This is a genomic window from Bacteroides sp. GD17 (assembly GCF_038448625.1).
GTDB lineage: Bacteria > Bacteroidota > Bacteroidia > Bacteroidales > Bacteroidaceae > Bacteroides.
In genome coordinates this window covers 57962-71005 of record NZ_JBCEZS010000011.1, presented here as the reverse complement: position 1 = coordinate 71005, position 13044 = coordinate 57962, and the positions used below count along the sequence as shown (strand labels likewise).

General features: G+C 50.5%; 10 protein-coding genes. 2 read left to right on the top strand and 8 right to left on the bottom strand.

Going from position 1 to position 13044, the window contains the following annotated elements; all coding sequences use genetic code 11:
* Window positions 1-199: 199 nt before the first annotated feature.
* The 4 genes from AAE250_RS16475 to AAE250_RS16460 are packed head-to-tail and all read right to left on the bottom strand — an operon-like array spanning window position 200 to window position 5909.
* Window positions 200-2506 carry a hybrid sensor histidine kinase/response regulator gene (locus AAE250_RS16475; RefSeq protein WP_294595596.1) on the bottom strand — a complete coding sequence of 769 codons (2307 nt, stop codon included), beginning with the start codon at window positions 2504-2506 and terminating at the stop codon, window positions 200-202.
* Window positions 2503-3837, bottom strand: a complete 1335-nt coding sequence (locus tag AAE250_RS16470; protein ID WP_294595594.1) for an MATE family efflux transporter — start codon at window positions 3835-3837, stop codon at window positions 2503-2505. The genes AAE250_RS16475 and AAE250_RS16470 overlap by 4 nt, the downstream gene beginning before the upstream one ends.
* Complete coding sequence (locus AAE250_RS16465; RefSeq protein ID WP_294595592.1) at window positions 3834-5069, bottom strand: M16 family metallopeptidase; 1236 nt, start codon at window positions 5067-5069, stop codon at window positions 3834-3836. Before AAE250_RS16465 ends, AAE250_RS16470 begins: the two co-directional genes overlap by 4 nt.
* Window positions 5070-5909 carry a peptidylprolyl isomerase gene (locus AAE250_RS16460; RefSeq protein WP_294595590.1) on the bottom strand — a complete coding sequence of 280 codons (840 nt, stop codon included), beginning with the start codon at window positions 5907-5909 and terminating at the stop codon, window positions 5070-5072.
* A 93-nt stretch (window positions 5910-6002) separates the two neighbouring features.
* Between AAE250_RS16460 and AAE250_RS16455 the strand changes: the two genes are divergently transcribed.
* Window positions 6003-7364, top strand: coding sequence for a sigma-54-dependent transcriptional regulator (locus tag AAE250_RS16455; RefSeq protein WP_294595589.1), 1362 nt, complete (start codon window positions 6003-6005; stop codon window positions 7362-7364).
* A gap of 227 nt (window positions 7365-7591) precedes the next feature.
* Window positions 7592-7774 carry a hypothetical protein gene (locus AAE250_RS16450; RefSeq protein ID WP_294595587.1) on the top strand — a complete coding sequence of 61 codons (183 nt, stop codon included), beginning with the start codon at window positions 7592-7594 and terminating at the stop codon, window positions 7772-7774.
* A 661-nt stretch (window positions 7775-8435) separates the two neighbouring features.
* Here AAE250_RS16450 and AAE250_RS16445 read toward each other — a convergent pair.
* The 4 genes from AAE250_RS16445 to AAE250_RS16430 are packed head-to-tail and all read right to left on the bottom strand — an operon-like array spanning window position 8436 to window position 13038.
* Window positions 8436-10973, bottom strand: coding sequence for a S9 family peptidase (locus AAE250_RS16445; protein WP_294595586.1), 2538 nt, complete (start codon window positions 10971-10973; stop codon window positions 8436-8438).
* Between the two features lie 22 nt (window positions 10974-10995).
* The gene (locus tag AAE250_RS16440) at window positions 10996-11667 is read right to left on the bottom strand and encodes an RluA family pseudouridine synthase (RefSeq protein ID WP_294595584.1); all 672 of its coding nucleotides are present in this window, start codon (window positions 11665-11667) and stop codon (window positions 10996-10998) included.
* 9 nt (window positions 11668-11676) lie between these two features.
* The gene (fabG, locus tag AAE250_RS16435) at window positions 11677-12423 is read right to left on the bottom strand and encodes a 3-oxoacyl-[acyl-carrier-protein] reductase (RefSeq protein ID WP_294595582.1); all 747 of its coding nucleotides are present in this window, start codon (window positions 12421-12423) and stop codon (window positions 11677-11679) included.
* Window positions 12424-12453: 30 nt separating this feature from the next.
* Window positions 12454-13038 (bottom strand): TetR/AcrR family transcriptional regulator, encoded by a 585-nt coding sequence (locus tag AAE250_RS16430; protein ID WP_294595580.1) that lies wholly within the window; start codon window positions 13036-13038, stop codon window positions 12454-12456.
* Between the last annotated feature and the right edge of the window lie 6 nt (window positions 13039-13044).

Genomic DNA, 13044 nt, shown 5'->3' with positions numbered 1-13044 from the left:
TACCGAGCGCCCAAAACATCCGGGTCTTTTGTCCCAAAACATCCCCATCTTTTCCTCTAAAACATCCGGATCTTTTAGGGTAAAAGATGGGGATGTTTTTTGATAATAGATGGGGAAGTTCAGGGTACTCAGTATATAGGTGAGCCTCCCTCAATCCTAAAGTGATCTATGCTAAGTACTGATGTTACACCCCATAATGTCAAGGCATGACCGCTAGCATATCATCTATCAGCGAAAGAGCCGTCTGTACCTTCAAGCCCATCTCTTCGGAGAACGGGAGGGCACGGGAAGCTTCCAGTTCTTTCAATAGCGCTACGAGTTCCGCAGCTCCTACTAAGGTAAAGACCGGAATCATCTTGTGGGATACCGCAGCGATATCGTCCACGTCCCGGGCTTCCATAGCCTTCAGCAGGCGTTCGGCATTGAGGCGGGTTTCGGAGACAAAGCTCTCGGTGATAGACTTTGCCGCTTCGGGGTCATCGTCGGCAAAGGCAGTAAGGGCAGAGAAATTATAGCCCGAAAGGGAGTCGGGAACAGTGCTCCCGGCAACCGGCAAAGCGTCTCCTGCCACATTCATTTCACGAAGAAGTTCCTGCACCGTGAAGGGTTTGTGCAGGCAACCGGCAAAGCCGTGTGCGGTGAACTCCTCGCGTTGCATGTCGCTACGGGCGGTGACGGCTATTATCGGGATAGTGCGGGCTTGCGGAATGTTCGAAGCACGCAGCAGTTGCAGCAGGTCGAAGCCGTTGATGGCGGGCATCTGCACATCGGTAAGGAGTACGTCGAAGGTATCGGTACGCAAGGCGTCGAGCAGTTCGTCCAGCTGGAGGCAAGAAACGGAAGCGATGCCGCTCTGCTGGAGCATGGCGGCGGTGAGGGTGAGCTGGATGCGGTCGTCATCGATAAGAAGGACGCGGAGAGAAGGGGAAACCGCGGAAGACGCAGAGGCATCGGAAGAACACGGACTTTCTTCTTGCGCGGCAGTATCGGTATGCGTTGCGGGGTCTGCGACTCTTCCTTTTACGGGGAATAGCGGTACCCGTACGGTGAAGGTACTTCCCTTGCCCGGTACACTATCCACATCTATATCGCCTTCGAGCAGCTGCACCAGCATGCGTACGATGGAAAGCCCCAAGCCGAAACCTTCTTTGCCCTGCGCACCGGGCAGACGGGTGAACTCCTGGAAGATGCGTTCACGGTCGGCAGGGTCCATGCCTTTGCCTGTATCGGTTACGGCCACCACCAGCCGACGGTCTTCATAGCGTGCGGTCAGCGTGACGCTGCCTTGGTCGGTAAACTTCACAGCATTGGAAAGCAGGTTGTTGATAATCTGCCGCAGACGCAGCGGGTCGCAGATGAAAGTACCCGACAGTTCGGGGGCGATATCGCAGTTCAGAGTCAGTCCTTTGGCAGCCGTCAACGGTTCGAAGCTGACGTGTATCTCTTCCAGCAAACGCGAAGGATGGAAGGTGACGCGGTTGACTTCCGCCTTGTTCAGGTCGAGGCGGTGGAAGTCGAGCAGGTCTACAACCAGCTTCAGCAGATGCTCCGAAGAGGTTTTCATATTATCCAGGTAGAAGCGCTGGCGCTCGTCCACCGTGAGGCGAGCAAGCAGGTCGGCATAACCCATGATGGAGCCGAGGGGGGCTTTGAAGTCGTGGGTGATGGCAAGCATCAGCTTCTCGCGCGTGGCAAGCAGGTCTTCGGCACGGCGGCGCGCTTCTTCCAGTTCGCGGCGATAGCGGTTGCTGCGGGTGACGTCGCGCCCGATGATGATAAGGAAGAACGCAGAGAGCAATACCGCCCCTATGGCAATGCTGCCGATGATGCGGGCAGAACGACGGCGGACTATCTGCCGGTATTCTGCTTCGGCACGGGCACGCTCCAAGGTTTCTTCTTCATAGTCCTTCAGCAAGCTGTCTATGCGCGCAGTCAGCATTCGGTCAAGACGTTGCAGGTAGCGGTTGCGACGCTGTATAACAGAACTCACCTGCTTCTGCTGCTGAGCCACGGCACGGAGCTTCTCGTGCAGAGAGTCGGTAGGATTGTAGGCTTCGATCACCGTATCGGTAGCAAATTCGAGGGAGGTCTTTACTTGTATGGCAGTATCTTTCTTGGGCGGCACAAACACTTCGCCCAGCCGGCGGAAGAAGCCTTTCTTCTTGGGTTTGGTAACGACGGTATCGCGATGGCTGACGATGCGGTGCTGCACCCGTTGCTGGGTTACGACCGAATCTTGCCGGGCAATAATCTGCTCGATGTCGTTGGTGGAAATCATGCTTTCGTTCGCTTCGCTCAGCGTGCGCAGCATGGTGATGGTATTCGTATCTTTCTCGCGCAGAAGCGCCAGCAGGCTGTCCGTCCACTGCACATCATAGTCATCGGAGCGCGTAAGGTTCTCCATTTCCCGGTGTACAAAGACCAGGGAAAAGAACAATACCGCCAGTAATAACGTATAGCCGACGGCAATCTTCAGTCTGGAAACGTTACTCTTTTCTTCCTTCATCTCGTTTTATATCGGAACCGCAGCCATAGCATCAGGCCCGCGCTGGTCAGTCCGAACGGGAAAGCCATCCAGACGCCTACCAGCCCCCAGCCGAATACAAAGCCGCAGAGATATCCTACGGGCAAAGATATAATAAAATAGGATATAAAGGCTATAATCATCATCGGTTTCACATCCGAGATACCGCGCAGGGCATTGGCAAAGTTTATCTGCAAGCCGTCGCCAAACTGATAGATAAGGAACGGGAAGAACAGGGAAGCCACCAGCGACGACACCTCCACATTGTCCGTAAACCAGCCGCCCACATGACTGCGAAGCGCAAAGACGATGCTCAGCAACACCACCTCCATACAGAGGATGATGTGGAAACCGGCGTATGCCGAACGGCGCACATTCTGTATATCGTTCTGCCCCTTGAAGTTGCTGACGCGAACCGCCACCGCAGCCCCCATACCGTAGAACATCATAAAGGTGAATTGCGAAATAGTCAGCATAATCTGATGCGAGGCAAGCGCCAGCGTCCCCAGCCATCCCACCATGATGGTGCTGAGACTGAAAGAAGCCGTCTCCATCCCCATCTGCAGGCCGACGGGCCAGCCCAGCGCATTGAGTCGTTTGAACATCGGCGTAGACCACCCCAAGCGCATAAAGCCAATCTTATAGCGGATGAAACGTCGGCTGCGGAACACAATCGCCGCAAAGACCACCACCATGACGATACGCGAGAAGAGTGTACTGATGCCGGCACCAAGCAGTCCCATTTCAGGCAAACCGAGCTTTCCGTTGATAAGGATATAGTTTCCTACAATGTTCAGTGCGTTTCCTCCAAGCAGAATCCACATGGCGGTCTTGGTATCGGTGATGCCGTCCGTGAACTGCTTGAAGCCGTTGAACAACATGACAAATACCAGCGAGGCAAGCAACACCAGATAGTAAGGTTTAATTAATGGCATCAGTTCTTCGGGCTGCCCCAGGTGTTCTACATTGAAATAGAGAACAGTCATAACGAGGGTAAGCAATACGGCTACCAGGACATTGGCAACCAGGCTGCACCGCAAAGCTTGTCCGGCTTCGGGGAAACGGCGGTTTCCGTAGTAACCGCCTACAATCGGGGTCAGCCCGTAACTGAAGCCGGTACTGAAAATGATGCAAAGGGTAAAAAGATTGTTCACGAAAGAGGCGGCGCCCAGTTCGGCAGTGCTGTGATGCCCTATCATCAGCGTATCGGCAAAACCGAGGATGATGACACCCAGCTGACCTATAACGATAGGCAACCCCAAAAGGAACAGGGCTTTGTAATGCCCTCCGTATGTCTGTATCAGTTTATTCATTTACTTTTCATATAATACAGCACTGCGCTGTTCTCCTCCCGGAAAGTCCGCTGCGCCACCGTGTGAAGCTGTTCGGCCGTTACGGAACGATATTTTTCCACTTCACGGTCAATGTCTTCCGCCTGCCCCGTCAGTTCATACCAGGCAAGGTTTGTGGCTACATTCAAGTAGTTGATGTTGCCGAATATCTGGGTAGATTCAAACTTGTTCTTTACCTTTTCCAGTTCCTGCTCTCCTACAAGTTCCTGCTTCAGCTCCTCCAACTCCCGGCGGATGCCTGCCTCGGCCTGCTCCAGCGACACACCTGCGGACGGTTTGCCGCTAAACTGCAACAACCCCGCATCCCGCGTACCCGAAATATAGGCATCGAGACTGGCAAAGAGCTTCTGCTCCTGCACCAGTTTGCGGTTCAGCCGGCTGGAACGTCCGTTGCTGAGAATGTCCGACAGAATATCGAATGCATAATAATCTTCTTCTTCGCGGCCGCACATGTGAAAAGCCATGAACAGAGAATCGAGCGGGACATTACGTTCCACCATCAGCCGCCGTTCCTCCGTCTGCACCGGTTCCTGCGGCAACTGCCTCACGGGAACATCTCTCCGGGGAACAGGAGCGAACCATTTCTCAGTCAGCCTAACAGTTTCCTCCCACGAAATGTTTCCGGTGACAGCCAATACTGCATTGTTAGGGGCATAGAAGCGGAAGAAGAAATCCTTCACTTCGTCCAGCGTGGCATTGGCTATGTGCGAAAGTTCCTTGCCGATGGTGGGCCAGCGATAGGGATGCACCTGATAGGCCAAAGGGCGCATCAAGTGTCCTACATCTCCGTAAGGCTGATTCAGGCAGCGTTGCTTGAATTCTTCCATCACCACGCCGCGCTGCACTTCGAGGCTTTGCTCGCTGAAGGCCAGTTCCAGCATACGGTCGGACTCCAGCCAGAAGCCGGTTTCTACGTTGGAACGGGGAACGGTGAGGTAGTAATTGGTTATATCATTGTTTGTCCAGGCGTTATTCTCTCCTCCCGCCTGCTGCAAGGGGGCGTCGTAATCGGGGATATGTACCGAACCGCCGAACATGAGATGCTCAAACAGATGTGCAAAGCCAGTGTGGTCGGGATGTTCATCGCGGGCACCCACGTCGTAAACAATGTTCAGCGCAACCATCTGCGTACTGGTGTCCTCATGGTGCACCAGCCGCAGACCGTTGTCTAAGGTTAGTTTATTAATCTTCATTTACTTTATCACAGTTACCTTCTTGATAACCACATCCTCTTCGGGACGGTCACTGCGGTCAGTCTTCACCTGCTGGATCTTATCGACCACATCCATGCCTTCCAGCACCTCGCCGAATACGGTATATGCACCGTCCAGATGCGGAGTACCGCCTACAGTGGTATAAGCCTTCACCTGCTCCGGCGTAAAGTGGAACTCAGGTTCTCCCGCCACTTGCGCCTCAGCCTGTGCTATCAGCGAGTCTTGCAGATTCATCAGCCCATCCTGATCGTTGTCCTTACGCATCTTGTAGATTTCCTTCATGTGCTTCTGTGCCAACGCATTGAAAGCATCATTCAAACGGTTCTGGTTCATACGCTGCTCCATACCGAGAAGCGTAGAGTCATTGTACACCTTTCCCGTCACAATGTAGAACTGGCAACCGGATGATTCTTTCTTCGGATTCACATCATCGCCCATACGTGCCGCAGAGAGCACACCTTTCTTATGAAAGTACTTCGGATAAACAAACTCGGCAGGAATGGTATAGCCCACATCGCCCGAACCCAGCATCTTGCCCTTCGGAGCATTCTTCGACTCAGGGTCACCTGCCTGAATCATGAAGTCCTTGATGACGCGGTGGAACAGCGTACCTTCGTAAGTGCCGTTCTCAGCCAGTTTGATAAAGTTATCACGATGTTTCGGTGTCTCGTTATACAGTTTTACAACGATATCACCCGCACTTGTTTCAATCTTCAACTTCGTTTCTTGTTCCATGTTTCCATCTTTCTTTTGTCCCGACTTGCAGGCTGTCAAGCCACAAGCCAGTATGGTTAATAATACAATAAGATTCCTCTTCATATTTCTTTTTCATTTAATTTAAGTTTGCAAATATACTAAAATCGGACAAAAGCACTTACCTTTGTCTCATAAAAGAGATAAAAAGCAAAGACTATGAAGTCCATACTAATCGTAGAAGATGATATTACTTACGGCATGATGCTGAAGACATGGCTCGGAAAGAAAGGTTTCCAAGTGTCCTCTGCCAGCAGCATTGCCCGTGCGCAAAAGCATATCGAAGCGGAAAGTGTGGACCTGATACTGTCTGATCTGCGTCTGCCCGACCGCGACGGCATCGATCTGCTGAAGTGGCTCGGAGAACGCGGCCAGTCTATTCCGCTCATCATCATGACGGGATATGCCGATATACAATCGGCCGTGCAAGCCATGAAACTGGGCGCCTGCGACTACATAGCCAAGCCGGTGAACCCGGACGAACTGTTGAAGAAAATGGATGAAGCTTTCAAAGCATCATCTGTTGCCGCCAAACAGATGATGCGTTCGGAGTGCAGCAATGATTCATCCCAAAAGAGTGCAGAAGGCACACATCTCGCTTCCGATTTCCTGGAAGGAGAGAGCGACGCCGCACGGCAGCTCTATAATTATGTAAAACTTGTTGCTCCTACCAACATGTCCGTTCTCATCAACGGGGCCAGCGGTACGGGTAAAGAATATGTAGCCCATCGCATCCATCAACTCAGCAAACGTGCCCAGCAGCCGTTTGTTGCCATAGACTGCGGGGCCATCCCCAAAGAGCTGGCAGCTTCCGAGTTCTTCGGCCACGTGAAAGGCGCCTTCACCGGTGCGCTGACCGACAAGACGGGTGCTTTTGTCGAGGCCAACGGAGGTACTATCTTCCTCGACGAGATAGGAAACCTGAGTTATGAAGTACAGATACAGTTGCTCCGCGCCTTGCAGGAGCGGCAGATACGCCCCGTAGGCTCGAACAAGGAAATCAGTGTGGACGTACGCCTGGTATCCGCCACCAACGAAAACCTGGAGCAAGCCATCGAAAAAGGTACGTTCCGCGAAGATTTATACCACCGCATCAACGAGTTCACACTGCGCATGCCGCCGCTGAAAGACCGCCACGAAGACATCCTGCTCTTTGCCAACTTCTTCCTGGACCAGGCAAATCGCGAGATGGACAAACAGGTGATAGGTTTCGACGAGAAAGCATCCAGGGCTTTGCAAGAGTATCATTGGCCGGGAAATCTGCGGCAGATGAAGAACATGGTACGCCGCGCCACCTTGCTGGCACAAGGCAAATTCATCACCATAGACGAACTGAGTGACTTGAAAGAGCCTGCTCCGGCACCCATAGGCATGCCCCTCCGCAACGAAGAAGCCGAGAAACATCAAATCCTCGAAGCCTTGCGGCAGACAAACTACAATAAGAGCCGCGCCGCACAACTGCTGGGCATCGACCGGAAGACGCTATACAACAAACTCAAACTCTACAACATCTTCGACTGAGAAGTGTGGAATAATTCCACACTCTGTTCCACACATTCCACACTTTTCCACACTGTGCCACACATTACGCTGGCATATCTAATTCCTATTTATCAACTACTTAGCAACAAAGTCCCTACTTTGGCACGTCATTTGAGCTATATTAGGCGTGAACGTCAAACGCCACACAAAATCACTCAGAAACTTTAATTGGACAATATATACATCAACCTAAAGCAAATGAAATTATGAAAAAATTAGTATTAGTAGCAGCCCTGTTTATGTTTGTTTGTGGCGGTTCGTTCTTGGCACAAGCGAAGACATCTGCACAACAGAAGTCTGAAACAACAACCTTGTCGAACGACACTGTAATTACAGATTCTACGCAAACTGTCAAGAACGTGCCTGACACAACTCAAGTGGCTAAATAACAGTAAGCACACTACAACAAAAAGCCGTTCCCTCCTTGTCTATTCTGGGGAACGGCTTTTTTTATTTCACCACTTATTATCAGCAAGAAGGCAATCCGTTTTTCTTCATCTACTTCGAAGGGATCAGCCGCGAAACCTGGTGTTTTGAGCTACTACTGGTTGACATTTCATTCACTTCTCACAGGGATATGAGCAAGAGTATCTCAAACTCCTCCGCCTGAAAGGGGAGGTGCCCGTAGGGCGGAGGGGTCTTACATCCGAAGGGACTTATATATTGCAAAGTTACTCTCTGCTTATGTGAGCCCCCCTCCCCCCTACGGGGTACTCCCCCTTTCAGGCGGGAGAATTTGAGATACTCATGTTTATCATTTCATTCATTTCTATATCGCTATGAATAATAGTAAGCATCACATAACTCATAGAAAGATATCCACCAGGTTTTGCGACTGATCCCTTCGAGGCATTACTTTACTAATAATAAAGTAATGCTTTAGTAGTATTAAAGTACTACTTTATTAGTAATAAAGCAGCACTTTACAATACATAAAGCAAGAATAAAGCAGTACCCTTTTCATTATAAACACGTTACAAAACAGAATAGGCTGCGAAACATCAAACAGTTTCGCAGCCTATTGTCCATTCTATTTCGGGAGGAATCGGATTACCAATGTCTTTCCGGATAAAGGTCGTTCCACCACTCCGGACTATCCTGCAACCAGCGGGCAAACCATGCCATAATGGAATTTTGCCACAACTCACGCTTGGGATAATCGCTGATAAAGTGGTTCTCACCATCTACCTGAATATATTCCACTGTCTTACCCAATATCTTCAATGCATTGTACATCTGGATGCTCTCGCCAAGGGGCACATTGGTATCGACCGTACCTTGCAGCAACAGCAGCGGCGTCTTGATTTTATCTGCATTGAACAATGCTCCGTGTTTGGTAAACAAATCCGGGTTGTTCCAGGGATAGCTGCCAGCAGCGGCAACGGAGTTATAAGAATATCCCCAATAACCTTCGCCCCAATAGCTCGTCACATCACTGATGCCGGCATGAGAAGCGGCGGCGGCAAACATATCGGTCTTCGTCTGCAAATACATCGTCATGAATCCACCGTAGGAAGCACCGAGACAACCAATACGCTTCTCGTTGACAAACGGATGGGCAGCACAGAACTTCTTGGTTCCTTCTATAATATTGTCGGCCGTATAGTCACCCCAGGCATTGACGTGGCGGGCAGAGAATTCCTGACCGTAACCAATAGTTCCGCTGGGCTGGATGACATAAACCACATAGTCGCGTGAAGCAAACAGCTGTGCGGAATAGGGAGACGTGATACCGCGAGTGGTAGGTGTTGTTCCTCCATAATAATAAACGATCAGCGGATATTTCTTATTCGGGTCGAACGAAGGGGGCAGGCATATCATACCCTTAATCTCGGTACCGTCTGATGCCGTAAAGTTCCATTCGTCCATCTTGCCCAGCTCTATCTTGTCCAGCACAGGCTGCATCGGATTGGCAAGCAGGGTAGACACTTTCTTCTTTGCGTCGTAAGTGTAGGCAACACCGACGCTGGTATTTCCACCACCCACGTAAGCCGCTACCGACGGGTTATCCTCTGCCACGGTAAAGGAGCTAATTACATCTTCCTTGAGCGGCAGCATTTCATACTGTCCTGTCTTCGGAGTGTAACGGTAGATGTGTACGCAGTCTTCATCGGTAGTACTGAAATAAATACAACCGTCTGCACGGTTCCACTGCAAAGGAGATACCGTAGGATTGAAGTCGCGGGTAATAGGCGTTATCTTCTTCGTGGACAAGTCCATGATGAACGCTTGCGTATCGAAGTCATTGGGTATAGGGTGGTCACCGCAGTTCTTGCCGATGCCACCGAAAGCAGCCGGGCCGCCGGTGAGCAGCAGTTGCTTGCCGTCGGGAGAATATTGGCCACCGCCCAGATAAGGATCCCAAAGGACCAGGGTGTCGGCCTGCAAGGTAGCCAAGTCTATCTCGAACAAAGAGGAAAGCGAGAAAGGACACTCGGTGATATTCGATTTGGAGGTGGAACACAGCAGTTTCTTGCCATCGGGAGAGATGTCGTTCAGATAAACACTGTGGCTGCCATAGGTCAGACGTTCGGAAAGACCGCTTGTCAGATCGTACTTCGTAAGATAACGGCGGGTACGCGAGCCGGGGATACGGTCGTCGGGATGCAGGATGCGCTTCAAAGGTCCTTCCACCTTTTCGCCTTCATCACTGGACGAGTAAATCAGGTAATCTTCCCGGGGTGACCAAGTGAAGTATCCTTCGGGAACATTCTTGAGTACTACTTCCTGACGCATGGTGGCAGGGTCGAATACAACCAGGTCATTCTGCTTTTCGCCAAGCACTGTGTAGTACAATTTACTACTGCTGGGCATCCAGCGCATTTTTTCATCGGCGTTGGGCAATATCATCCGGCCGGTCTTTACTTCGGTCAGTTCACAACGGCTCTTGGAGCGTTTCACGGAATAATTGTCCGAATAGCGCGTCAACAGATATTTACCGTCGGGAGAAAGAGAGACCCAACTCACACGGCAGCCGAATGCGGTATTGAATAAAGAGAGGCGCCTCTTCAAGTCCGGTCCCATCTGACAGCCGACACCGGCAAAGTCTTTTTCTTTCTCAAACTCACACTTCAGCACCGGCTCCATTTTATCGTCGGCCGTAGAGAGCAGTTTGATGACAATTTCATAATCGGCTTCCGGGTCCATACGCAGGTCTACAACCGTGGGACGAACCTTCGATAGGCTGTCTTCTGCCGTCTCCTTGGTTTGCTTGGACACACCGTTTACAAACACTTCGAAACGGGAAGGCGAAGAGATATTCAGTTTGGCCTTCATAAAGCGCTCGGCGCGCAGGTTGGTAGCAAACAGATAGAAAAGGTTGTCTTTATCTGCCTTCTTCACCGTAACATAACCGGCGGTATCGGCCGACATGCGTTCGTAGGGACGACCGTCAAAATCGAGGTCGATACTTGTCTTCAAAAGATTGCTGACAGCAAACTTGTCGCCTTTATAGTTGATACTGTCGCCTTGGATAGGGGTACGTACCACAACGGCAGGACGCACGTTGTACTCGGTCACTTTCTCTTGTGCTTGGGCTGCCAATCCCACCAGAAGCAGCAGGCCCGATAAAATCGTGATTTTTTTCATTGAACTTAGTTATAAGTAAATTTCAGGTTAATTCAAAACCATTCCATAAATTGCCGGCCGGAACGGGTGCTTCCACCTCAATCTGTTCCTTGGATACCGGATGCACAAAACGGATATAGCGTGCATGCAGGCAAATACTGCCATCCGGGTTGGAACGGGGAGAACCGTATTTCAGGTCGCCTTTGATGGGGCATCCCATCTTTGCCAACTGGCAGCGAATCTGATGATGGCGTCCGGTCTTCAGGTCTATCTCCAACAAATAGTAGTTTTGCGACTGGCCGATGAGCCGGTAGTGCAAGATTGCCTTTTTGCTGCCCGGCACTTCTTTGTCATGTGCATAACTTTTATTCTGTTTCTCGTTTCGTACCAAATAGTTCACCAACTCCCCTTCTTCCTCGCGGGGGCGGTTCTTCACCACTGCCCAGTAGGTCTTCTTCACCTCGCTGTTCTTGAACATTTCGTTGAGACGCGAAAGTGCCTTGCTGGTTTTGGCAAAAACAACAAGACCGCTCACGGGGCGGTCCAGCCGGTGGGTGACACCGATAAAAACATTACCGGGCTTGCTGTACTTTTCTTTCAGATACTGTTTCACGGTTTCCGAAAGTGGCGTATCGCCCGTCTTGTCTCCCTGAACGATCTCGGAAGCGGTCTTGTTGACTATAATGATATGATTGTCTTCGTATACGACAGTCATACGCTCATCTTACATATTCATACCACCATCTACCTGGATAACCTGGCCGGATACATAAGCAGACATATCAGAAGCCAGGAAGGTAGCAATGTTTGCCACGTCTTCGGGTGTACCGCCACGGCGCAAAGGTATTTTCTTAGCCCATTCGGCCTTCACTTCGTCGGACAAGGCAGCTGTCATGTCGGTCAGGATAAAGCCCGGGGCAATAGCGTTGGCACGAATGCCGCGAGAGCCCAGTTCCTGTGCGATAGACTTGGCCAAAGCAATCATACCTGCCTTAGAAGCAGCATAGTTGGCCTGGCCTGCATTGCCGTGAACACCTACTACGGAAGCCATATTGATGATGCTGCCTACTTTCTGACGCATCATGACCGGCGTACAAGCGTGGATAAAGTTGAATGCTGATTTCAGGTTGACGTTGATAACCATATCCCATTGCTGCTCGCTCATACGCATCATCAATCCGTCGCGCGTGATACCGGCATTGTTTACCAGGATATCGATACGGCCGAAATCTTTGTGGATTTCTTCCACTACCCGTGCAGTATCTTCAAAGTTGGCTGCATTCGAAGCATAACCTTTCGCCTTTACGCCCAAAGCTTCTATTTCTTTGGCTGTGTTGTCGGCGTTTTCATCAATCACCAGGTCGGTGAATGCGATATTTGCTCCTTCTTGAGCGAACTTCAAAGCGATAGCCTTACCGATACCGCGTGCAGCACCAGTTACAATGGCTGTTTTTCCATCTAATAATCCCATACTGTTTTTTTAAGTTATTGATTAATGTATTTATTTCTTTCCCAATGCACCAAGCACCAGACGTGTCACATAGGCATCACGCACCGCATCGTCCAAATTGGCCCCTATATGACCGCGTATGTAAGGCGTCTCAATGCCTTTAACACTGTAGTGCACGATTTCGGCTGTCATATCCAAGTCATCTATATGGAAAACACCTTTCTCCATGCCTTCGCGCAAGACCTCCTTGAAAAGCAGGGTTTCCTTGGCATCGAAACGCTTACGCACTTTCTCCACTCTCCAAATATCCCGGAAGAAATTAGCACGAAGGGTACCGTTACGAAAAACGGCCTCCTTCACTGCATCCAGATGGGTGTAAATCATTTCCATCAATTTCTCGCCCGGTTGAATATCTTTCTCTGCCACACGTTTCATCATATCCGAAAGGATATCCAATTCCGACTCGACAACAGCCATATAGATATCTTCCTTGCTCTTGAAGTAGGTATAAAGGGTTCTTCTACCTTTCTTAGAAGCGAGGGCAATATCATTCATCGTGGTATTCTCCACACCCATCTTTGCAAACAACTGACGGGCAACGTCCACTAATTTAGCTTTTGTCTTCGATACAGTCATAGATTA